The sequence below is a fragment of the Xylanimonas protaetiae genome, from assembly GCF_004135385.1.
GTDB lineage: Bacteria > Actinomycetota > Actinomycetes > Actinomycetales > Cellulomonadaceae > Xylanimonas > Xylanimonas protaetiae.
In genome coordinates this window covers 3,437,557-3,458,446 of the sequence record NZ_CP035493.1, presented here as the reverse complement: position 1 = coordinate 3,458,446, position 20,890 = coordinate 3,437,557, and the positions used below count along the sequence as shown (strand labels likewise).

Here is a 20,890-nt window from a genome sequence, read left to right as displayed (position 1 = left end):
CGCCGCTCAGCGCACGCCCGGCCGCGCCGCGGCCGCGGCTCGCGCGACGTGGGAGCGGGCGTGCTCGACGGCGTCGTCGAGCGACGCGAAGAGGTGGCGCTCGTCGCGCAGCTCGTCGAGCACGCCGACGGTGCGCAGCAGGCCGAGGTGCGCCGGCTTGATCCCCTTGACCAGCACGGTGACGCCCCGGCGCTCGAGCTCCTGGACCAGCTCGGCGAGCGCCTTCGCGCCCGTGGCGTCGACCATGCGCAGCCCGGACAGCCGCAGCACGACGACGCTGACGCCGTCGCGCCGCGAGTCCTCGGACACCTGCGACAGCACCCGCTCGGCCGCGCCGAAGAACATGGCGCCCTCGAGCCGGAACAGGGCCACGTGCTCGTCCCCGGGCAGCGCCGGGCCGGGCAGGGGCTCGCGGTGGACGCCCGCCGCGCCGGCGACGGCGCGCAGCGCGAAGAACGCGGCCACGAGCACGCCGATCTCGACGGCCTCGATGAGGTCGAACGCCACGGTGATGACGGCGGTGACGGCGAACACGACGGCCGTCGACCGGCTGGCGCGCACGACCCGCAGCACCGTGCGGGCGGGGATCATGCGCGTCGTGGTGACCATGAGGACGCCCGCGAGCGCCGCGAGCGGGATGCGCCCGACGGGCCCGGTGGCGAGGTAGATGACGGCGAGGATGACGAGGGCGTGGACGATGGCGGCGAGGCGGGTGCGGGCGCCGGAGCGCACGTTGACGGCGGTGCGGGCGATGGCGCCGGTGGCGGGCATGCCGCCGAACAGGCCGCTGGCGACGGACGCGAGGCCCTGGCCGACGAGCTCGCGGTCGGGCTGGTAGACGCTCCCGGTGCCCGCCGCCATCGTCGCGGCGACGCGGGCGGACAGGAGCGACTCGATGGCGGCGAGGGCGGCGACGGCGAGGGCGGACCCGAGCAGGTCGCGCAGGGCGCCGGCGCTCGCGGAGGGCAGCACGGGCAGCGGGAGCGACGCGGGCAGCGCGCCGATGCGGGCCACGGGCGCGTGGAGCGCCTCGGCCAGCACGGTGACGAGCGCGACGCCGACGAGCGAGGCGGGCACGGCCGGGGCGACGCGCTGGAGGACGAGCATGACGGCGGCGACGGCCGCGGCGGCGCCGAGCGTCCACAGGGTGGCCGTGTCCGCGGACGCCGCGGCGGCGGTGACGGACCGCCACGCGGCGACGGCGGGGTTGAGCCCGGCCGTCGCGGGGACGCCGACGGCGTTGGGCACCTGCTGGAGGAAGATGACGCACGCGATGCCGAGCGTGAACCCCTCGACGACGGGCCAGGGGATGAAGGTGACGAGCCGGCCGAGCCGGAGCGCCCCGGCCACGAGCACGACGACGCCGGCGAGCACGGTGACGAGCGCGACCGACCCGAGCCCGTGCTGCGCGACGACGGGGGCGAGCACCACGGCCATCGCCCCGGTGGGGCCGGACACCTGCACCCCGGAGCCGCCGAACACGGCGGCGACGATGCCGGCGACGACGGCGGTCACGAGCCCGGCCGCGGCCCCGACGCCGGACGAGACGCCGAACGCGAGCGCGAGCGGCAGGGCGACGACGCCGACGGTCAGCCCGGCGACGAGGTCGGCCCCGAAGGTGCGGGGGCGCAGGTCGTAGTCGCTGCGCGCGGGGAGCAGGGCGCGCAGGCTCACCGGGACGCGTCCTCGAAGAGGGCCTCGGCGGCGTCGAGCACGGCCCCGGCGGTCGCGCCGGGCAGGGCGGGCAGGTGGCGCGCGGCGTCGAGCTGGGCCGGTGTGGCCGTCTCGGCGAGGCGCGTGAGCAGGAACGCGCGGGCGACGACGAGCAGCTCGGCGACGAGCGGCTCGGTGAGCCGGTAGTCGACCACGTTGCCGGTGCGCGTCGAGTCGACGACGCCCGCCCGCTTGAGGACCGCCAGGTGCTGGGAGAGCGCCGACGGCTCCGCGCCGGTGGCCTCGAGCAGCCGGGCGACGGGCGCGGTGAGCCCGGGGTCGGCGGCGAGGACCTCCAGCACCTGGAGCCGGGCGGGGTGGGCGAGCGCCTTGAAGAGCTCCGCCTTGATCGCGTAGAGGGGCTGGGTGTGCACGGCCAGTGACTTTAGCAGTTGCTGAAACCGCTGGCGGCGTCGCGGCGCCGTACTGTCGGGGCATGAGCCTTCCTTCGCTCGCCGACGTCGTCGACGTCCTCGAGGGCCTGTACCCGCCCGGCACCGCCGAGGGGTGGGACTCCGTCGGGCTCGTGTGCGGCGACCCGGCCGCGACCGTCGGCAAGGTCCTCTTCGCGGTCGACCCCGTGGCCGACGTCGTCGACGAGGCCCTGGAATGGGGCGCCGACCTGGTCGTCACCCACCACCCGCTGTTCCTCAAGGGCGTCCACTCGGTGGCCGCGACGACGTTCAAGGGCTCCGTGGTGCACCGCCTGCTCACCGCGGGCGTGGCGCTGTACAACGCGCACACCAACGCCGACGCCGCCCCGCGCGGCGTGGCCGACGCGCTCGCCGACGCCGTCGGGCTCGTGGACCGGGCGCCGCTCGTGGCGCTCGCGGAGGGTGCCGAGACGGGCATCGGCCGCGTCGGCCGGCTCGCCGCGCCGACGACGCTGCGCGACTTCGCCCAGCGCGTCGCGGACGCGCTGCCGGCCACGGTCCAGGGCGTCCGGGTCGCGGGCGACCTCGACGCGCAGGTCAGCACGGCCGCGGTGCTCGGCGGGTCCGGCGACGGGTTCTTCGACGCCGTCCGCGCCGCCCGCGCTGATGTCTACGTGACCAGCGACCTGCGCCACCACCCCGCCTCGGAGCTCCGCGAGCGCGCCGTCTTCGAGGGCGGCACGCCGTACCTGGTCGACACCGCGCACTTCGCGTCCGAGTGGCTGTGGCTGCGCTACGCGGCGACGGACGTGGCGGCGGGGGTGAGCGCGCTGCTGGCGGGTCGCGGAGAGCCAGGTACCGTGACCTGCAAGGTCTCCACGCGCGTCTCGGACCCGTGGACCGCCGTCGCCCACCCCAGGAAGGACCCGCAGTGACCACTGCCGCCCCGCAGGACCAGCTTCGTCTCCTGGACCTCCAGGCGCTCGACACGCGCATCCAGCAGCTCGCGCACGCGAAGAAGACGCACCCGTCGCTCGCGCGCATCGCCGAGCTCGAGAAGCAGATCGGCGACCTGCACGGGTCGCTCGTCGACTCGCGCACCGCCGTGAGCGACCTCCAGCGCGAGGTCGCCAAGGCGGAGGCGGACGTCGCCCAGGTGGTGGCACGGCACGCGAAGGACCAGCAGCGGCTCGACTCCGGGGCGCTCGGCGCCAAGGACGCGCTCGCCGTCACCGAGGAGATGGCGTCGCTGGAGCGGCGTCAGGGCACCCTCGAGGAGGCGCAGCTCGAGGTCATGGAGAAGCTCGAGGCGCACCAGGACGCGCTCGCCAAGGTCGAGGACGCCCACCGGCAGCTCGTCGACGCGAAGACCGCCGCCGAGGGCGAGCGGGACGCCGCGTTCGAGGAGATCAACGTCAAGGGTCGTGCGCTCACGGTGGAGCGCAAGGACGTCGCGGGCGGCATCGACGCGGGCCTCGTCGCGGTCTACGACCAGCTGCGCACCCGCCTCGGCGGCACGGGCGCCGCCGCGCTGCGCGCGGGGCGCTGCGAGGGCTGCGGCCTCGAGCTCAACCCGGGAGACCTGGCCGCCGCGCACGCCGCGGCTCCCGACCAGGTGGTGCGCTGCGAGGAGTGCGGCCGCATCCTCGTGCGGCCCGCCGAGTCGTGAGCGCCGGCCTGGTCGTCGAGGCGGACGGCGGGTCGCGCGGCAACCCCGGCCCGGCCGGCTACGGCGCCCTCGTGCGCGACGCGGCGACGGGCGCGGTGCTCGCCGAGCGCGCCGGCTACCTCGGCGTCACCACCAACAACGTCGCCGAGTACACCGGGCTGCTCGAGGGCCTGCGCGCCGCGCGCGGGATCGACGCGGCGGCCCGCGTGCACGTGCGCATGGACTCGCGGCTCGTCGTCGAGCAGATGAGCGGCACGTGGCAGATCAAGCACGACGCGCTGCGGGCCATCGCCACGCAGGCGCGGGCCGTGCTCCCGCCCGGGCAGGTCACCTACGAGTGGATCCCGCGCGCCCAGAACTCCGCCGCGGACGCCCTGGCGAACGAGGCCATGGACTCGCGCGAGCCGAGCATCGCCCGCGACCTCGCGCACGCCGTCGCCGAGCCCGGCGAGACCCTCGGCACGCCGGAGGGCACCCCCGAGCCCGAGCCCGCGTGGCGCCCCGCGGGCGCCTTCTCCGCGCTCGACCCCGCGCAGGCGCTCACGCTCGTCCTGGTCCGCCACGGCGTCACCCCGATGACGCTCGTCGGCGGCCTGTCGGGCGGCGACGTGCCCGGCCCGCCGCTCACCGCCCAGGGCCGCACGCAGGCCGCCCGCGCCGCCGACGCCGTCCACCGCCTGCACGAGACGTGGCACGACCTGCCCCGCCCCACCCACGTCGTCGCCTCCCCGACGGTCCGCACGCAGGAGCTCGGCAGGGCCATCGGCCGGCGCCTCGGCCTCAAGGTCACCGTCGACGAGCGGCTGCGGGAGATGGAGTTCGGGCAGTGGGAGGCGCTCACGCCGGCCCAGGTCGAGGAGCGCTGGCCGGGCGACTTCGCCCGCTGGTTCTCCGAGGGCACGTTCGCCCCGCCGGGCGGCGAGTCCTACGTCCAGGTCGGCGAGCGCGTCGCCCAGGCGGTCGAGGACCTCCGAGCGGCCGGGACGGGCCGCACCGTCGTCGTCGCCGGGCACGCCGCGATGATCCGAACGTTCGTCGGCCGGGCGCTGCGGATGCCGCCGACGACGTGGTCGAGCCTGCGGGTCCCGCCGTGCTCGCTGACGATCCTGCGCTACTTCCCGACGACGACGGAGGTCGTCACGGTCGGGTACCCGACCTGACCGAGCGCGCTCTCGGGTTCTTGGCCGGCCTCGCCCGTGCCGCCGCGACCCCCGTGTCGACCCACCAGGCGAGGGCGTCGTCGTCCGCGACCGCCTCGTCGGGCACGGTCACCCAGCCGCTCCGCTCCATGGGGACGGCGCCGTGCTCCAGCGCGGCGGCCTCGCCGCCCGCGCCGACCGTCATGATGAGCCCGCCGCCGTGGTGCAGCCCGACGGCCATGTGGGTGTTCACCAGGAACACGAGCCCGCCGAACATCTTCTTCTCGTCCGCGGGCCCGCCGGCCCGGACCTCGACGGCATCGCGCACGCGCGCTGCCAGCTCCTCGTCGAACGCCATGCACCCAGCATGCCGTGCGGGTCCGACACGCCCCCGGGGGCGGGTCCGTCAGCTGATCAGGAGCTCGAGCGTCGCGGGGGAGGTCCGGGTCCGGGCCGGTTCGAGCGTCGCGTCGCGGAGCGTGTAGCTCAGCCCTGAGCCGACCTCCGTCCCGACGACGGTGCCCACGAGCTCGCCGGCCGCGTCGAGCAGCTCGCTCGCCGACCGGGGACACGTCCAGCTCGCCGACCGGGGGCGCGTCCCGCCCGCAGACGACGGCGCGGCGTCCCGGCGCAGCAGGTGCCCGGTCAGCACGCCGCGCGTGTGCTTGGCGTTGTGCGAGACGACGGCCCGCTTCCCGCGCACCTCCCGCACGACGCGCACGGTCACCCACTCCGCGGCGCCCGGTCGCGGCTTCCAGGCCGCCACGTACGTGGCCGACCGGCAGTCGACGACGACGTCTCCGGCCGCCCGCGCGTCGAGCGCCGCGCCCAGCGGGCCGCGCCACGCGGTGGCGAGCCTGCCGACGCCGGGCAGGTCGACGCCCATCGACAGGCGGTAGGCGGGGATGCGGTCGGCGGGGGAGACGGCGCCCCACAGGCCCGAGAGGATGCGCACGGAGTCGGCGGCCCTCCGCGCGGGGGTGCCCTCGAGGTCCGCGAGCCCCGCCGCGGCGTACAGCACGCCGGTGTAGACGCGGGCTGCGGCGTCGGCGGGCTCGGCGTGCAGCCGCGTGTTGCGCTCCACCTCGGCGGCGAGCGACGCGCCGACGCCGAGGACGTCGTGGGCGTCGTCGGACGCGCTCACCTCGGCGAGCGCCGCGAGCACGGCCTGCCGCTGCGCGGTCAGCGCGTCCGACCCGGACAGCGCGGCGAGGTCGAGGGGCGCGGCGCCGTCGGGCGCGGGCGTCTTGCCCTCGGAGGGCGGCAGCAGGAGAAGCACGGGAGAACGGTAAGTCCCGCCGCAACGCGATCGGAGCGTGCGTTCGGTATCGGAACGTGGATCAGGTCACACGTTCCGATACCGAGCGCACGCTCCGATCGGACGTCGCCGGCCGCCACGCCGCCGGCCGCGCCCTACGCTGCGCGCCGGTACGCTCGGAACGCGGCCGTCGCCAGCCACGTCATCACGACGGCGAGCGCCGCGAGCAGCCCCAGCCGGCCCCGACGAGCCCCCAGTCGGGTGTCGCGGAGAGCGCCTCGCGCCCGGCCACCACGGCCCAGTCGAAGGGGTTGAACCGCGCGGCCGTCTCGACCCAGCCCGCCGAGAGGCGCGTGTCCATCACGGCCGACGACAGGAACATGAGCGGGATCGTCAGCCCTTGCGAGATGCCGATGAGCGCCTCCTGCTGCCGGGTGAGCAGCGCGACGGCGTTCGACATCGCCGCGAACACGCAGGTCAGCAGCACGACGCCGGCGAGCATGACGGCGACGCCGGTCAGCCCGCCGTCGAACCGCGCCCCGCACAGCCAGGCGACGCCCAGCACGACGAGCGCCTGGACCGCCGCGACGACGGAGAACCAGACGAGGCTGGCGAGCTGGATCGCGACCCGGCTCGCGGGCGAGGCGAGCAGGTGGTCCATGACGCCCCGCTCGGAGTCCTCGACGATGCCCGTGCCGGCCCAGGCCGCGCCGAACATGGCCGTCATCATCACCACGCCCGGGGTGATGAATTCGAGGTAGGTGGCGCCGGGTGACGAGAAGCCCGGGATCTCGACCACGGACTCGAAGAGCTGCCCGAACAGCAGCAGCCAGATGAGCGGCTGGACGATCTGCATGCCCGCGAACACGGGGATGCGCATCGTGCTGCGCCGGGCGCGGGCCGCCAGCATCGCGGTGTGGGTGAGGGCGCTCATGCGCGTACTCGCTTCGCTCCGTGCGCGCATGAGGCACGTCGCGCGCTGTGCTTCCTGATTCGCTCGCTGCGCTCGCTCATGCTGCCACCCCTGCCGGCTCGGTCGTGCCCGCCTCGAAGGTGCGCCCGGTGTGGTGCAGGTACACGTCGTCGAGGCTCGGGCGGGCGATCCCGGCGGCGAGCACCGGGACGCCGTCGGCGTCGAGCGCACCGAGCAGCACGGGCAGCGCCGCGGCCCCCGACGTCGCCCGCGCCCGCAGCCGGCGCCCGTCGACGCCGACCTCGCTGAGCCCGCTCACGCGCGCCGCCACGCCGGCGGCCGCGGAGGCCGCCTCGACGGACGGCAGGTCGACGGTGATGCCGTCGCCGTGGAGCTGGTCCTTGAGCTCGTCGGGCGTGCCGCGCGTGACGACGCGCCCGCGGTCGACGATGACGACCTGGTCGGTGAGGCGGTCGGCCTCGTCGAGGTAGTGGGTCGTGAGCAGCACGGTCATGCCGCTCGCCCCGGCGAGCCGGGACAGCTCGGCCCACAGCTCGGCGCGCGCCTCGGGGTCGAGCCCCGTGGTGGGCTCGTCGAGGAATAGCACCGCGGGGGAGTGCACGAGCCCGACGGCGACGTCCAGCTTGCGGGCCATGCCGCCGGAGTAGGTGCGCACGAGCCGGTCGGCCGACTCGGTGAGCCCGAACGCGTCGAGCAGGTGCTCGGCCCGGGCGCGCGTCTCGCGGCGGCCGAGCCCGTGCAGGCGCCCGGCGAGCTCGAGGTTCTCCCGGCCGGTGTCCATGGCCCGCGTGACGGGCTTCTGGGACACGTAGCCGATCGACCTCCGCACGGCGGCGGCGTCGCGCACGACGTCGTAGCCCGCCACGCGCGCGGTCCCGGAGTCCGGGAGGGACAGTGTGGCGAGGATGCGGACGGTCGTGGACTTGCCGGCCCCGTTGGGGCCGAGCAGCCCGAGCACGGTGCCGGGCGCGACCGTGAGGTCGACGCCGTCCAGGGCGCGCACCTCGCGGTGCCGGGCCCGGTAGGTCTTGGTCAGTCCGACGACGTCGATCGCCGGGGTCGTGGCGGGCATGGTTCTCCCTCTCTGGGTGGTCCAACGGTGGTGGTCCATCGAGAGAGCCCGGAGCGCACCCGTAAGGTGGGAGTGCGTCTCGGATCCGGCTGCGTACCGGGCTCGGGTGCGGTCCCCGGGCGGTGGCAGCCGCCCGGGGACTTCTTTCCTCTGTCAGCTCGCGCCGTCGGCGTCCTTGCGGCCGAAGCCCATGCGGGCGAGCATCACCATCATCACGATCCAGGCGGCCACGTACGGCAACCAGGCGTACCGCCAGCCGACGGCGAACCCGAGCACCAGGCTCACGAGGAACGCGCTCACCCAGATCGTGGCGGTGTAGATGCCGAACCGGGCGGCGACCGCCGGGTCCTTGCTGAAGTTGTCGATGCTCGCGGTGGCGCTCGACAGGTGACGGGTCCAGGCCTTCTTGCGGTTGGTCTGGGTGACGCCGAGCCAGGTGAACAGCACGGCGCCGACGACGACGAGCAGCCCGCCCCCGACGATCCAGGCCACGGCGAACCGGTCGTCCCAGGTGGGGACCGCGATCAGCCCGAGCCCGGCGCCGGTCGCCACCAGCGCGCCGGCCAGCCCCCAGGCGGCCGCGCGCTCGCGGGGGAGCGGGTGGTTCGTCGTCGTCTCCTGGGCGAGCGCGCTGGCGAGGATCCACCCGACGGCGAGGCCGAGGACGACGGCGAGCACCGGGAGCAGCGCCGTCGACCCGTCGAGCGCGACCAGCGTGTACGTGACCACGGCGCCTGCGGCGACGAGGCTCGCGAGCACGACGCCGCCGACGAAGCCCGGGCGGGGGCGCACCTTGTTGAGGGCGACGAGGTCCCGGTCGGCGGACCAGGCCTGCCGCGGCGTCGAGCGCGTGTCGCGCGCGGCGGCGGGAGCGGGCGCGGGAGCGCCGCCGTCGTCGTCGAGCAGCGCGTGGATGTCGCCCAGCTCGGCGACGGCGCTGAGCGCTGCCTGCTCCTCGGGGACGCCGGACGCCTGGAGCTCGGCGACCCGCTCGACCAGCCCGGTGCGGAGCTCCTCCTTGAGGTCGGCGGCCTCGGGGGTGAGGGGGATGTCGGCGAACGCCTGGTCGAGCAGGCGGTGGACGGAGGTCATCGGTTGCGGCCCTTCTGGGAGGTCACGGCATCGTGGTGCGGCGTGTCGAGCAGCGTGTTGATGACGTCGCGCGTGGCGACCCACGCAGCGACGTTGGTGCGGTAGACGGCCCGGCCCGCGTCGGTGAGCCGGTAGTACTTGCGGCGGCCGCCCTGGGACTCGTCGCCCCAGTAGGCCTCCACGAGACCGTCCTTCACGAGACGGCGGTAGGTCGCGTAGAGCGTGGCTTCCTTGATCTCGTGGCGGCCGCCGGTCGCGTCCCGGATGGCCTTGTAGATCTCGAAGCCGTAGCGGTCACCGCCGCGCAGCGCGCCGAGCACGATCGTGTCGGTGTGCCCGCGCAGCAGGTCGGCGGCGAAGGCGTCGTCGGCGAGTTCTTGTGTCACACCAAGTACTGTATGACATCAAGTACTCGACGACAACACCCTCTCGTCGGACTGCGGGGCGGGCTGCCCGGTCGTCACCGCCGCCGAGGTCGGCGGGGCGTCCGCGGTGCGTGGACGACGCCGTCCGCGCACCGCTACCGCGTCGAGCCCCGGGTCACGCGCAGTTGTCGCACACGCCCGTCCCGGGGAGCTGCGTGAAGCACGTCGGGCAGATCGCCGGGGGCCGCTCCTCGGCCGCCGCGCGCGGGGCGGGGCGGGGGGCTCGTGCCGCTGCGGGCCGCGCTGCGGCCCGCCGGGCGGGCGCCTTGGCGCCGGCGCCGGGCCGGCTCGCGCCGTCCTTCACCTCGAAGCCGTGCTTGCGTAGCAGCGCCTCGACGCCGTCCGCCTGCTTGCCGAGCTCGTCCGACATCGCGACCCGGCCCGTGGCGTACCGGTGGGCCACGCCGACGACGGCGGCGGCGTCGTACGAGCGCCCCTCGTGCACGAGCGACTCGGTCGTGGACGGCTGGAGCCCGTACACGCCGATGAAGGCGTCCTTCCCCCGGTCGTCGTACTCGGCGATCGCGGTGAGCAGGTGCGGGCGGGTGACGGCGGAGAGAGTAGCCACCCCTCGAGGGTAACCGCCGCCGGGGTGGCTCCCGACCGTCGTCAGGCACCGTATCCTTGACGACGCGGACGAGTCGGTCGGACGGTCGCGTGGCCTGGCACCAGGTCCCGAGGAACGTCCGGGCTCCGAAGGGCAAGGTGGTGGCTAACGGCCACCCGGGGCGACCCGCGGGACAGTGCCACAGAGAACAGACCGCCTCCGTCGGGCGACCGACGGCGGTAAGGGTGAAACGGTGGTGCAAGAGACCACCAGCGCCCCTGGTGACAGGGGCGGCTAGGTAAACCCCACCTGGAGCAAGGTCAGACAGACTGTGTTGGAGGGCGGCCCGCCCGATTCTCCTCGGAGAAGCGCAGTCGGGTAGACCGCTCGAGCCCTGCGGCAACGCAGGGCCTAGATGGATGACCGTCACCCGGCCCCGGGCAACCAGGGCCGGGAACAGAACCCGGCGTACAGACCGGCTCGTCCGCCCCATCCTGTGCCCCGCAAGAACGCCCGGAGCGGGAGCCGACGGTGTCCCGCTAGCCGCAATGCCGCGAAGTTAGGGCTCTGACCTGGCTGTCAAGGGGTGTTGGTGCTGGTCATAGCAGCGAAGCTCCTGTAGTTGAGGGCTGTCCGCCAAGACATGCCTTCACCACAGGAGCTTTGCCGTGCCGCAGTCTGCCATCGATCGTGTCGCTCGCGCCTTCGCTCCGGGGCACCTGGGCGAGTTGAGCGCCCTGGTTCCCGTCGAGCTCGTCGATGAGGTGCTGGCCCGTCACCGGGCGACCGAGCAGCGCGTACGGCTGCTGCCCTCACGGGTGGTCGTCTACCTGCTGGTCGCGGGTGCGTTGTTCGCGGGCCTGGGCTGGCAGCAGGTCTGGGACCGGCTGGTCGCCGGCCTCGGGCATGTCGATTCCTGTCCGTCGCGCACCGCGATCGCGCTCGCGCTGCGCCGGGTCGGGCCCGGCCCGTTGCGGTCGCTGTTCGAGGTCCTGGCCTGCCCGGCACCAGGCTCGACCCGGTGGCGGGGACTGCTGGTGTGCGCGCTGGACGGGACGGTCACCTCGGTGCCTGACAGCCCGGCCAACACCATCCGGTACGTCAAGCAGCGCGGCGGGCCCACCGGCGGCGGGTCCTACCCCGGGCTGCGGCTGGTCGCGCTCGTCGCGTGCGGGACCCGCACCCTGATCGATGCGACGTTCGGCCCGACCACGACCGGGGAGACGGTCTACGCGCAGGTCCTGACTCGCTCGCTGCATGCCGGGATGCTGCTGCTGGCCGACCGCGGCCTGAGCTCGGCGGCGCTGGTCGCCGCAGCCCACGCGAGGGGAGCCCACGTGCTGGTGCGAGCACGTACCGCCGCCGCCAACGGTCCCGCCCTGCCCGTCACCCGAGCGCTGGACGATGGTTCGTGGCTGTCGATGCTCGGCGCCACACGGGTGCGCGTCATCGACGCTCAGATCACCTCGGCCACGACGGCTGCGACCACGACCAGCCACTACCGCCTGGTCACCACGCTCCTGGACCCCCGCACCCACCCGGCCGACCAGCTCGCGGGCCTGTACCACCAACGCTGGCAGGTCGAGACCGCCTACCTCGAGCTGAAGTCGACCATCCTGGGCGGGCGGGTCCTGCGCGCCCGGACCCCCGACGGGATCGAGCAAGAGGTCTACGCCCTGCTCATCGCCTACCAGGCCCTACGCACCGCCATGGCCGACGCGACCACCACCACCGCGATCCCGCCCGACCGCGCCAGCTTCACGATCGCGCTGAACGCCGCACGCGACCAGATCACCGCCAACCGGCACGCCGACGCCACCGATCCCCGATCGAACTGCTCGGCGTGATCGGCGCCGCGGTCACCGCACGACCACTGCCAGCAACCCGCCCCCGCACGAACGCCCGCACCGTCAAACGAGCGATCTCCAAGTACAACGCCCGCGGCCCCAACATCGACCGCAAGACCTACAAGACCACCCTGACCATCACGATCTTGACAAAACCGACGCCCACCTAACTTCGCGGCATTGCCGCTAGCCGCCGGCGGCTCGTCCGGCGTCCTCCGTCGCGCGGGCCACGAACACGTGCTCCTTGCCGGGCCGGTCGGGCGCGTCGCGCACGTCCACGACGTCGAACCCGTGCTCGGCCAGGTCGCGTTCGATCTCGCCCCGCTCGCGGAACCGGAGCGTCGACGTCGAGCGGAGCACCTCGGCGCCGATCGTCGTCGATCCCATGAACGTGACCAGCGGCAGCGCGACCTCCGTCACGGTGCACTGCACGACGGCGCTGCGCCCGTCGGACGTGGTGACCTGCGTGGGAGGGATGGTCCAGGTCTCCCAGTCGTGCACCTCGGGGCGCCGCGTCTCGAAGACGAGCCAGCCGCCGGGCCGTAGCGCCCTGCGGACGGCGTCGAGGGTGTCGGACCAGTCGTCGTCGGAGACGAACACCTGGGCGACGTTGCCGGTCATGACGGCCAGGTCGGCGCCGTGGCCCAGGCCGTCGAGCGCGGTGGCGTCGCCGTGGACCCACGTGACCCGGTCGGCGCCGGGCTTGGCCCGGGCGACGTCGAGCGACGCCCCGGCAGGGTCGACGCCGACGACGTCGAACCCCGCGCCGGCGAGCCGCACCGCCAGGGAGCCGGTCCCGCAGCCGACGTCGACGACGCGGCGCGCCCCGACCTCGTGCGCGACGGCCACGTAGGCGTCGAGGTCGGCCCGCGTGTGCTCGTCCCCGTTGAAGATGTCGTAGACGGCAGCCTGGCGCGGGTCGGCGAAGGTGGCATCGGGCTCTCGCATCGTCGCCATCGTAGGACGGTGCCGCGCGGGCGGCGACGCCGGCCCGCACGGCGGGGTCCCGGCCCGCGCCACGGACCGGGACCCCGCAGGCGGGAGCCTCCTACCTGTCGAAAGCGTCCTTAATGGCGTCCTTGGCCTTGTCGGCGGCCTGCTTGACCTTCGCGCCGGCCTGCTCGGCCTTGCCCTCGGCCTCGGTGGACTCGTCGTCGGTGGCCTTGCCGTAGGCCTCCTTCGCCTTGCCCTTGAGCTCCTCGGCCTTGTGCTTGATGTCGTCGTCGAGACCCATGACTGCCTCCTCGGCGTCTGCGGCGTCGTGCCGCGGGTGGCGGACGCCCTGCCCCGACGCCCTCGTTCCAGGCCACCACGGGACGCCGCAGCTCGCACCCGCGCCACGCACCGCACCCGCGCCACGCACCGCTGGGGCGCCCTCGGACCGACGCGGGTCCGAGGGCGTCGGACGACACGCCCGACATCTTGCGCTGAACGGCCTGACCACAACGCTTGCTCAAGGCACGATGTCCCGCGGAGGTGGTACATCGTGACGATCCTGATGCTGCTCGGGGGCCTGGCCGCACTCATCGCCGGTGCCGAGATCATCGTCAACTTCGGCACCAGGCTCGCCCGCATGCTCGGGATCTCCCCGCTCATCATCGGGCTGACGATCGTCTCGATCGGCACCTCCGCGCCGGAGCTCGCCGTCGGTATCGACGCGATGCGGCGCGACGCCGGATCCTTGGTGCTCGGCAACATCGCGGGCACCAACCTCGTGAACCTGCTGCTCATCCTCGGCCTGTCCGCCGCGATCCGGCCCATCACGTTGCAGAGGCAGACCTTCCGCCTCGACCTCCCTGCGATGGTGGGCTCGTCGATCCTCCTGCTGCTGCTGTCGCTCGACGGGGGCTCTCCACCCTCGACGGTGCCCTGCTGCTGGCGGTCGCGGTCTTCTACACGGGCCTGCTGCTGCGCACGGCCCGCCGCGAGGCCGGCGCGGAGCGGCTCGCCACCGAGGTGGACCACTCGCACGACGAGCCGCCGCGCCCGGTGGCGCGCAGCGGGAAGCGCATCGCGCGCGACCTCGGCCTGACCGTGGTCGGCATCGCCGTCGTCGTCCTGGGGGCCGACTGGCTGGTCTCGGCGGCCGTGGACATCGCCACCCACTTCGGCGTGTCCGACACGCTCATCGGCCTCACCGTCGTCGCCATCGGCACGTCGCTGCCCGAGCTCGCCACGACCATCACCGCGACCGTGCGCGGCGCCCGGTCGATCGCCGTCGGCAACCTCATCGGCTCCAGCACGTACAACCTGACGTTCATCCTCGGCACGTCGCTGCTCTTCGGGCCGTCCCGGGTGGAGGTGGACTCGCAGCTCATCGGCGTGGACCTGCCGCTGATGATCGGCGCGGCCCTGCTGTGCATCCCGGTGTTCGTGTCCGGGCGGCGGATCGCCCGCGTCGAGGGCGTCGTGTTCGTCCTCGCCTACGCGGCGTACATGACGTCGCTGATCGCCCTGCGCGCCTGACCGCCAGCGCTCCCAGGAGGCCGCGGGCTGCCATGGCCTCCTCTTGACCTGGGGCGGCCGCAGCCGGTGGAGACCCGGCAGCGTGCCGGGCGCCCGGACCGGTCGAAACTGGCGCAAGACGCGCGCCTCGCGTGCGCGATCCGGTCGTCGTGTCCGGGAATGTCCCAGCGTCCTGGCGGGTCGATTGCTGCCGTGACCTGACCGTGACCTGCGGCGTCACGGTCTACGGCTGGTCGAGCACCCGTCCGGAGTGCAAACAGACCGCAAAGGCCGGTTCCGCTGACCGCCGTCAGGGGTGTACGGTCGCAAACAGCGCGGCAAGGATGCCGCCGGGCACGCATCCCGCCCCTGAGGCAGACGGGCGACGGAGCGAGCCAGAGTGAAAGGACAGAGATGACTGTCACGAGCACGCGAGGCGGCGGGATCGACCTCGTCCGAGGGTCCGACGCCAGCGTGGTGGAGATGTGGGGCGAGATCGACGCGGCGCTGCGCGCGGAGGCCGGCATGGCCCTCGCCGGAGCGCTCGAGCGAGACCTTCCCGTCGTCGTCGACGCCACGCGCGTCGAGTTCATCGACTCGGCCGGCGTGGCGTTCCTCGTCCAGCTGTGCGCGCTGGGCCGGGACGAGGGCCTGGCCGTGTCGCTCCGCAACCCGCCGTCGGTGGTCTCCGAGGTGCTGCACCTCGTCGGCTGCGACAGCGTGATCTGCAGCGAGCGCCTGCCCGCTGCGTGACCTGTCCGGGACGGGGCGGTCGCGCCGACGACGTCGCCGCCGCTCCGGCCCCGTCCTGGCGGGACCCGTCCAGACCTCAGTGCTTGCGCTTGCGGCCCTTCGAGGCCTCCGTGTCCGCCATCGCGGCGGCACCCACGATGCCCGCCGCGTTGCGCAGCTCCGCCGGGATGATCGTGGCGCGCAGGTTCAGCAGCGGCAGGAACTCGGCGTGCTTCTTGCTCACGCCGCCGCCGACGACGATGAGGTCGGGCGACAGCAGCATCTCCACGGTCTCGAAGTACCGCTGCAGGCGGTCGGCCCACGCCGGGAAGTCGAGGCCCTCGCGCTCGCGCGCGGAGTCCGCGGCGCGCGACTCCGCGTCGAACCCGTCGATCTCCAGGTGGCCGAGCTCCGTGTTGGGCACCAGGACGCCGTCGACGATGAGCGCCGACCCGATGCCCGTGCCGAGCGTGACCACGAGCACCGTGCCGTCCTTGCCCTTCGCGGCGCCGTAGCGCTGCTCGCCGATGCCGGCGGCGTCGGCGTCGTTGACGGCCGTGACCTGGCGGCCGGTCGTCTCGTGCAGCAGCTCGGGCAGGTTCACGCCCTTCCACGACTGGTCGAGGTTCGCGATGAACCGGACGACGCCGTGGTCCATGGGCGCGGGGAACGCGACGCCGAGGGGCGCCTTCTTCGGCAGGTCGAACGAGCTGACGAGCTCCGCGAGCACCTGGGCGACCGCCTCGGGCGTGCTCTCGGCGGGCGTCGGGATGCGGAGCCGGTCGGCGGCGAACTCTCCGGTGTCGAGGTCGACGGGGGCGCCCTTGATGCCCGAGCCGCCGATGTCGATGCCGAAGGCGAGGTCGTGTGCCATGGGGGACATCCTGGTGCAGGATCGGAGCATGAGCGAGGAGAGCGACGCGGACCGGGCACCGCGGTACTGGTTCAACACCCGCACGGGCCGGGTCGAGGAGGGTCGGCAGTCCGCGTGGACGGAGCTCATGGGGCCCTACGACACGGCCGAGGAGGCGGCGCGGGCGCTCGACTCGGCCCGCCGGCGCACCGACGCCTGGGACGACGACGACGACCGCTGGCGGGGCACGGAGAAGACGTAGGAGGGGCGCCCGTGGCGTCGTCACTTCCCAGCAACAAATCTCGGGCAGGATGAGCGCATGGACAGGCAGCAGGAGTTCGTGCTCCGCACGGTCGAGGAGCGCGACATCCGCTTCATCCGACTCTGGTTCACCGATGTTCTCGGAGTCCTGAAGTCGGTGGCGGTCGCCCCCGCCGAGCTGGAGCAGGCGTTCAGCGAGGGCATCGGGTTCGACGGCTCCGCGATCGAGGGCCTCACCCGCGTGTACGAGGCCGACATGATCGCCAAGCCCGACCCCACGACGTTCCAGGTGCTGCCCTGGCGCGGCGACCGGCACGGCACCGCCCGCATGTTCTGCGACATCCTCACGCCCGACGGCGAGCCGTCCCTCGCGGACCCGCGCAACGCGCTCAAGCGGGCCCTGGCCAAGGCCAGCGACAAGGGGTTCACCTTCTACACGCACCCCGAGGTCGAGTTCTACCTGTTCGAGCAGATGGCCAGCGCGACCGACCCGCTCGTCCCGGTCGACAACGGCGGCTACTTCGACCACCTGGCGCGCGGGTCGACGCACGACTTCCGCCGCGCGGCGATCACGATGCTCGAGTCCATGGGCATCTCGGTGGAGTACTCCCACCACGAGGCCGGCCCCGGCCAGAACGAGATCGACCTGCGCTACGCCGACGCGCTGACCACGGCGGACAACCTCATGACGTTCCGCACGGTCGTCAAGGAGGTGGCGCTCGAGCAGGGCGTCTTCGCCACGTTCATGCCCAAGCCGATGCCCCACCACCCCGGGTCGGGCATGCACACGCACCTGTCGCTGTTCGAGGGCGACCGCAACGCGTTCCACGAGCCCGGCGCCCAGTTCGAGCTGTCCAAGACGGCGCGCCAGTTCATCGCGGGCCTGCTCGTGCACGCGGCCGAGGTCACCGCGGTGACCAACCAGTACGTCAACTCGTACAAGCGCCTGTGGGGCGGCCAGGAGGCGCCGTCGTACGTGTGCTGGGGCCACAACAACCGCAGCGCGCTGGTGCGCGTGCCGATGTACAAGCCGGGCAAGGGCAACTCCTCGCGCATCGAGTACCGCGGCATCGACTCGGCGGCCAACCCGTACCTGGCGTTCGCCGTCATGCTCGCCGCCGGGCTCAAGGGCATCGAGGAGGGCTACGAGCTGCCCGACGCCACCGAGGACGACGTCTGGGAGCTCACCGACGCCGAGCGCCGCGCGCTCGGCATCACCCCGCTGCCGCAGGACCTCGACGCCGCGATCGCGATCATGGAGCGTTCCGAGCTCGTGGCCGAGACCCTGGGCGAGCACGTGTTCCGGTACGTCCTGGCGAACAAGCGGGCCGAGTGGGACGCCTACCGCGCCCAGGTGACGCCGTACGAGCTGAACCGGTTCCTGCAGTTCCTGTGACGCCCGCCGGACGCCGCGAGAGCCCCACCCGCCGCCTGCTGCGGGCGGGGTTCGCCGACCTGACCCGGTCGGCGTCGCTGTGGGACGACGCCGCCCTGGCCGCCGTGCTGCCGGAGGACCCCGACGGGGTCCTCGACGCGCTCGCCGGGTCCGCCGACCCGGACCTCGCGCTCCTCCAGCTCGTGCGGCTCGCGGCGACGCCCGCGGCGCCCTCGCTCGCGGGGCTGCTCGCGCTGCCCGCCGACGACGACGCCCCGCGGCGTCGGCTGCTCGCGGTGCTCGGGGCGTCCGAGGCGCTGGGCGACGAGATCGTGCGCCGCCCGGCGCTGCTCGCCACGCTCGCGGAGCGCGGCGTCGGCGCCGACCCCGACGTCGTCCGGGCGGAGCTGCTCACCGCCGTCGGCGCCATGCCGTCCGACGACGCCCCCGTGGCGGGCGACACCTGGCCCGACGACGGCGCCCGCACCGCGACCGACGCGCTGCGGCGCGCGTACCGCGCCCGGCTGCTGCACGTCGCGGCGGACGACCTCACCGCGGGCGAGCCGCTCAGCGCGCTGCCGGGCGTCGCGGCGGCGCTCGCCGACCTGGCCGCCGCCGCCCTGGAGGCAGCGCTCGCCGTCGCCCGCGCGCAGCACCCCGACCACACCCTCGTGCGCCTCGCCGTCATCGGCATGGGCAAGACCGGCGGCCGCGAGCTCAACTACGTCTCCGATGTCGACGTCGTCTACGTCGCCGAGCCGGGCATGACGCCCGACGGCGAGGCCGCGGACGAGACCGCGGCGCTGGCCGTCGGGGCCCGCCTGGCCTCCACGCTGCAGAAGGTGTGCGGCGGCGCGTCCGGCGAGCCGGCGCTGTGGCAGGTGGACGCCGCGCTGCGCCCCGAGGGCAAGGCCGGACCGCTCGTGCGGACCCTCTCCAGCCACCTCGCGTACTACGACCGCTGGGCCGCGACCTGGGAGTTCCAGGCGCTGCTCAAGGCCCGGCCCGTCGCCGGGGACGCCGCGCTGGGGCGCGCCTACCGCGCGGCCGTCGACCCGCTCGTGTGGAAGGCCGTCGCGCGCGACAACTTCGTCGAGGACTCCCAGGCGATGCGCCGCCGCGTCGAGGCCAACGTGCCGGCCGCCGAGGCGGACCGCCAGATCAAGCTCGGCCGCGGCGGCCTGCGCGACGTCGAGTTCACCGTCCAGCTCCTCCAGCTCGTGCACGGGCGCACCGACCCGGCGATCCACTCGCCCAACACGATCGCCGCGCTCGCCGCGCTCGCCGGCGCCGGGTACGTGGGCCGCGACCACGCGAGCCGCCTCGCCGTGTGCTACCGCTTCCTGCGGGCGCTCGAGCACCGCGTCCAGCTCTTCCGCCTGCGCCGCACGCACCTGCTGCCCACCGGGGAGGACGACCTGCGCCGCCTCGCCCGCGCGCTCGGCATGCGCGCCGACGGCGTCGAGGGGCTCACCGAGCGCTGGCGGTCCACGCGCCGCGAGGTGCGCTCCCTGCACGAGGCGCTCTTCTACCGGCCGCTGCTGCCCGCGTACGCGCAGCTCTCGGAGGACGAGGTGTCCCTCGCCCCCGAGGCCGCCCGCCAGCGCTTCGCCGCCATCGGCTACCGCGACCCCGACGGCGCGATGCGGCACGTCAACGCCCTCACCGAGGGCATGTCGCGGCGCGCGGCGCTCCAGCGGCAGCTGCTGCCCGTGCTGCTCGGCTGGTTCGCCGAGGGCGCCGACCCCGACGGCGGCCTGCTCGCGTTCCGCCGCCTCTCGGAGGAGCTCGGCTCCACGCACTGGTACCTCAAGCTGCTGCGCGACTCCGGCTCGGCCGCGCAACGGCTCGCGCACGTCCTCGCCTCGTCGCGCTACCTGGCGGACGCCATCGGGCGCTCGCCCGAGTCCGTCCAGTGGTTCGACGACGCCACCGGCCTCGAGCCGCGCGGCGCCCAGCGGCTCGCCGGGGAGGCCGACGCCGTCCTCCAGCGGGCCGACGACGCCCGGGCCGCGGCGACCCTGCTGCGCGCGATGCGCCGCCGCGAGCTCGCCCGCACGGGCGCCGGCGAGGTGCTGCGCGTGCTCGACCCCGTCAGCGCCGCGGCCGCGATCTCCGACGCCGCCGACCTCGCGCTCCAGGGCGCGCTCCGGGTCGCGGAGCACGTCGCGCGCGGCGAGCTCGGCCTGGAGGAGAGCCCGACGACGATGGTCGTCGTCGCCATGGGACGCCTCGGCGGCCGCGAGATGGGCTACGGCTCCGACGCCGACGTCATGTTCGTGCACGACCCCCGCCCCGGGGTGGACGCGCAGGTCGCGTCGAAGTTCGCCCTCACCGCGGCGACCCGGCTGCGCGAGCTGCTCGGCAGCGTCGGCGCCGAGCCCGCGCTGCCCGTCGACGCCGACCTGCGCCCCGAGGGGCGGCAGGGCCCGCTCGTGCGCACCCTCGCCTCGTACGCCGAGTACTACGAGCGCTGGTCGTCCGTGTGGGAGGCGCAGGCGCTGCTGCGGGCCCGGGCGCTGGCCGTGCTGTCCGGCGAGGCCTCCGCGGACTCCGCCGAGCACGCCGCGTCGGTGGCGCTCGCGGAGCGGTTCACCGCCGTCGTCGACCCGCTGCGCTACCCGGACGGCGGGCTCCCCGTCGCGGACGTGCGCGAGGTGCGCCGCATCAAGGCCCGCGTCGAGGCGGAGCGCCTGCCCCGCGGCGTCGAGCCGACGCGACACCTCAAGCTGGGCCGCGGCGGCGTCGCCGACGTCGAGTGGACCGCGCAGCTGCTCCAGCTCCAGCACGCGCACGACGTCCCGGCGCTGCGGACCACGGGCACGATCGCCGCGCTCGACGCCGCGGTCGGCGCCGGGGTGCTCGACGCCGACGACGCCGCCTCCCTCACCGACGCCTGGACGCTCGCGTCGCGGCTGCGCTCCGCCGTCGTGCTGTGGTCGGGACGCGTGACCGGGGCGCAGGCCGACGTGCTGCCGCACGACCGCCTCGCACTCGCGGGCGTCGCCCGGCTGCTCGGCGACGTCGGTACGGGCAGCGACCTGGAGGACCACTACCTGCGCACCGCCCGGCGGGCGCGGACCGTCATGGAACGGGTCTTCTACGGCGCCGACGCGCAGCGCTGACGGGCTGGCCCCGGCGGGCGGCGCCGGAC

The 20,890-nt window shown here is 74.5% G+C and carries 23 protein-coding genes and 1 other RNA gene; 12 read left to right on the top strand and 12 right to left on the bottom strand.

The genetic code is table 11. From position 1 onward, the window contains the following. Positions 1 to 6 precede the first annotated feature (6 nt). Both ET471_RS16090 and ET471_RS16085 read right to left on the bottom strand, forming a co-directional pair. Positions 7 to 1,674 carry a SulP family inorganic anion transporter gene (locus ET471_RS16090; RefSeq protein ID WP_129189975.1) on the bottom strand — a complete coding sequence of 556 codons (1,668 nt, stop codon included), beginning with the start codon at positions 1,672 to 1,674 and terminating at the stop codon, positions 7 to 9. Further along, positions 1,671 to 2,087, bottom strand: a complete 417-nt coding sequence (locus ET471_RS16085; protein WP_342586051.1) for an ArsR/SmtB family transcription factor — start codon at positions 2,085 to 2,087, stop codon at positions 1,671 to 1,673. Before ET471_RS16085 ends, ET471_RS16090 begins: the two co-directional genes overlap by 4 nt. A gap of 62 nt (positions 2,088 to 2,149) precedes the next feature. On the opposite strand from ET471_RS16085, the gene ET471_RS16080 reads away from it, so the two are divergent. The 3 genes from ET471_RS16080 to ET471_RS16070 are packed head-to-tail and all read left to right on the top strand — an operon-like array spanning position 2,150 to position 4,916. After that, positions 2,150 to 3,022: a Nif3-like dinuclear metal center hexameric protein gene (locus tag ET471_RS16080; protein ID WP_129189971.1), complete on the top strand. Its 873-nt coding sequence runs from the start codon at positions 2,150 to 2,152 to the stop codon at positions 3,020 to 3,022. Continuing rightward, positions 3,019 to 3,756, top strand: a complete 738-nt coding sequence (locus ET471_RS16075; RefSeq protein ID WP_129189969.1) for a zinc ribbon domain-containing protein — start codon at positions 3,019 to 3,021, stop codon at positions 3,754 to 3,756. Before ET471_RS16080 ends, ET471_RS16075 begins: the two co-directional genes overlap by 4 nt. Then, entirely contained in the window at positions 3,753 to 4,916 is a 1,164-nt protein-coding gene (locus ET471_RS16070) for a bifunctional RNase H/acid phosphatase (RefSeq protein ID WP_129189967.1), read from the top strand. The genes ET471_RS16075 and ET471_RS16070 overlap by 4 nt, the downstream gene beginning before the upstream one ends. On the opposite strand, the gene ET471_RS16065 is transcribed toward ET471_RS16070, so the two are convergent. The 7 genes from ET471_RS16065 to ET471_RS16035 all read right to left on the bottom strand — a co-directional run bounded on the left by ET471_RS16065 (position 4,894) and on the right by ET471_RS16035 (position 10,244). Further along, positions 4,894 to 5,253: a TfoX/Sxy family protein gene (locus ET471_RS16065; RefSeq protein WP_129189965.1), complete on the bottom strand. Its 360-nt coding sequence runs from the start codon at positions 5,251 to 5,253 to the stop codon at positions 4,894 to 4,896. The two genes, ET471_RS16070 and ET471_RS16065, sit on opposite strands and share 23 nt — an antisense overlap. A 48-nt stretch (positions 5,254 to 5,301) precedes the next feature. Further along, positions 5,302 to 6,174, bottom strand: coding sequence for a YaaA family protein (locus tag ET471_RS16060; RefSeq protein WP_129189963.1), 873 nt, complete (start codon positions 6,172 to 6,174; stop codon positions 5,302 to 5,304). Positions 6,175 to 6,358: 184 nt separating this feature from the next. Continuing rightward, positions 6,359 to 7,087 (bottom strand): ABC transporter permease, encoded by a 729-nt coding sequence (locus tag ET471_RS16055; protein WP_342586050.1) that lies wholly within the window; start codon positions 7,085 to 7,087, stop codon positions 6,359 to 6,361. Between the two features lie 76 nt (positions 7,088 to 7,163). Then, the gene (locus tag ET471_RS16050; RefSeq protein WP_129189961.1) at positions 7,164 to 8,159 is read right to left on the bottom strand and encodes an ABC transporter ATP-binding protein; all 996 of its coding nucleotides are present in this window, start codon (positions 8,157 to 8,159) and stop codon (positions 7,164 to 7,166) included. Positions 8,160 to 8,312: 153 nt separating this feature from the next. Then, positions 8,313 to 9,251 carry a permease prefix domain 1-containing protein gene (locus ET471_RS16045; RefSeq protein WP_129189959.1) on the bottom strand — a complete coding sequence of 313 codons (939 nt, stop codon included), beginning with the start codon at positions 9,249 to 9,251 and terminating at the stop codon, positions 8,313 to 8,315. Beyond that, positions 9,248 to 9,637, bottom strand: a complete 390-nt coding sequence (locus tag ET471_RS16040) for a PadR family transcriptional regulator (RefSeq protein ID WP_129189957.1) — start codon at positions 9,635 to 9,637, stop codon at positions 9,248 to 9,250. Before ET471_RS16040 ends, ET471_RS16045 begins: the two co-directional genes overlap by 4 nt. Before the next feature lie 154 nt (positions 9,638 to 9,791). Further along, positions 9,792 to 10,244 (bottom strand): ScoMcrA-related endonuclease, encoded by a 453-nt coding sequence (locus tag ET471_RS16035; protein WP_242496327.1) that lies wholly within the window; start codon positions 10,242 to 10,244, stop codon positions 9,792 to 9,794. 69 nt (positions 10,245 to 10,313) lie between these two features. Here ET471_RS16035 and rnpB point away from each other — a divergent pair. The 3 genes from rnpB (at position 10,314) to ET471_RS18275 (ending at position 12,240) form a co-directional block, all read left to right on the top strand. After that, an RNA gene (rnpB, locus tag ET471_RS16030) (RNase P RNA component class A) lies at positions 10,314 to 10,710 on the top strand. Between the two features lie 181 nt (positions 10,711 to 10,891). After that, the gene (locus ET471_RS16025) at positions 10,892 to 12,070 is read left to right on the top strand and encodes an IS4 family transposase (protein WP_280949886.1); all 1,179 of its coding nucleotides are present in this window, start codon (positions 10,892 to 10,894) and stop codon (positions 12,068 to 12,070) included. Further along, positions 12,067 to 12,240 carry a hypothetical protein gene (locus ET471_RS18275; protein ID WP_207207291.1) on the top strand — a complete coding sequence of 58 codons (174 nt, stop codon included), beginning with the start codon at positions 12,067 to 12,069 and terminating at the stop codon, positions 12,238 to 12,240. Before ET471_RS16025 ends, ET471_RS18275 begins: the two co-directional genes overlap by 4 nt. A 16-nt stretch (positions 12,241 to 12,256) precedes the next feature. Here ET471_RS18275 and ET471_RS16020 read toward each other — a convergent pair whose 3' ends face one another. Together ET471_RS16020 and ET471_RS16015 are read right to left on the bottom strand one after the other, a co-directional pair. Then, positions 12,257 to 13,018, bottom strand: coding sequence for a class I SAM-dependent methyltransferase (locus tag ET471_RS16020; protein WP_129189953.1), 762 nt, complete (start codon positions 13,016 to 13,018; stop codon positions 12,257 to 12,259). Positions 13,019 to 13,118: 100 nt separating this feature from the next. Continuing rightward, the gene (locus ET471_RS16015; RefSeq protein ID WP_129189951.1) at positions 13,119 to 13,304 is read right to left on the bottom strand and encodes a CsbD family protein; all 186 of its coding nucleotides are present in this window, start codon (positions 13,302 to 13,304) and stop codon (positions 13,119 to 13,121) included. Between the two features lie 252 nt (positions 13,305 to 13,556). Here ET471_RS16015 and ET471_RS18270 point away from each other — a divergent pair, with 252 nt between their 5' ends. The 3 genes from ET471_RS18270 to ET471_RS16005 all read left to right on the top strand — a co-directional run bounded on the left by ET471_RS18270 (position 13,557) and on the right by ET471_RS16005 (position 15,268). Beyond that, a complete protein-coding gene (locus ET471_RS18270; RefSeq protein ID WP_207207290.1) occupies positions 13,557 to 14,102 on the top strand; it encodes a sodium:calcium antiporter in 546 nt (181 codons plus the stop codon). Then, on the top strand, positions 14,060 to 14,536 hold the full coding sequence (locus ET471_RS18265; protein ID WP_207207289.1) for a sodium:calcium antiporter: 477 nt from the start codon (positions 14,060 to 14,062) through the stop codon (positions 14,534 to 14,536). Before ET471_RS18270 ends, ET471_RS18265 begins: the two co-directional genes overlap by 43 nt. 393 nt (positions 14,537 to 14,929) lie before the next feature. Next, complete coding sequence (locus tag ET471_RS16005) at positions 14,930 to 15,268, top strand: STAS domain-containing protein (RefSeq protein ID WP_129189949.1); 339 nt, start codon at positions 14,930 to 14,932, stop codon at positions 15,266 to 15,268. Between the two features lie 76 nt (positions 15,269 to 15,344). Here the strand turns inward: ET471_RS16005 and ppgK are convergent, their stop codons facing one another. Further along, entirely contained in the window at positions 15,345 to 16,121 is a 777-nt protein-coding gene (gene ppgK / locus ET471_RS16000; protein ID WP_129189947.1) for a polyphosphate--glucose phosphotransferase, read from the bottom strand. A gap of 28 nt (positions 16,122 to 16,149) precedes the next feature. Between ppgK and ET471_RS15995 the strand changes: the two genes are divergently transcribed. The 3 genes from ET471_RS15995 to ET471_RS15985 are packed head-to-tail and all read left to right on the top strand — an operon-like array spanning position 16,150 to position 20,861. After that, complete coding sequence (locus ET471_RS15995; protein WP_129189945.1) at positions 16,150 to 16,362, top strand: SPOR domain-containing protein; 213 nt, start codon at positions 16,150 to 16,152, stop codon at positions 16,360 to 16,362. Between the two features lie 57 nt (positions 16,363 to 16,419). Beyond that, positions 16,420 to 17,757 (top strand): type I glutamate--ammonia ligase, encoded by a 1,338-nt coding sequence (gene glnA / locus ET471_RS15990; RefSeq protein ID WP_129189943.1) that lies wholly within the window; start codon positions 16,420 to 16,422, stop codon positions 17,755 to 17,757. Next, positions 17,754 to 20,861 (top strand): bifunctional [glutamine synthetase] adenylyltransferase/[glutamine synthetase]-adenylyl-L-tyrosine phosphorylase, encoded by a 3,108-nt coding sequence (locus ET471_RS15985; protein WP_129189941.1) that lies wholly within the window; start codon positions 17,754 to 17,756, stop codon positions 20,859 to 20,861. The genes glnA and ET471_RS15985 overlap by 4 nt, the downstream gene beginning before the upstream one ends. Positions 20,862 to 20,890: the final 29 nt, after the last annotated feature.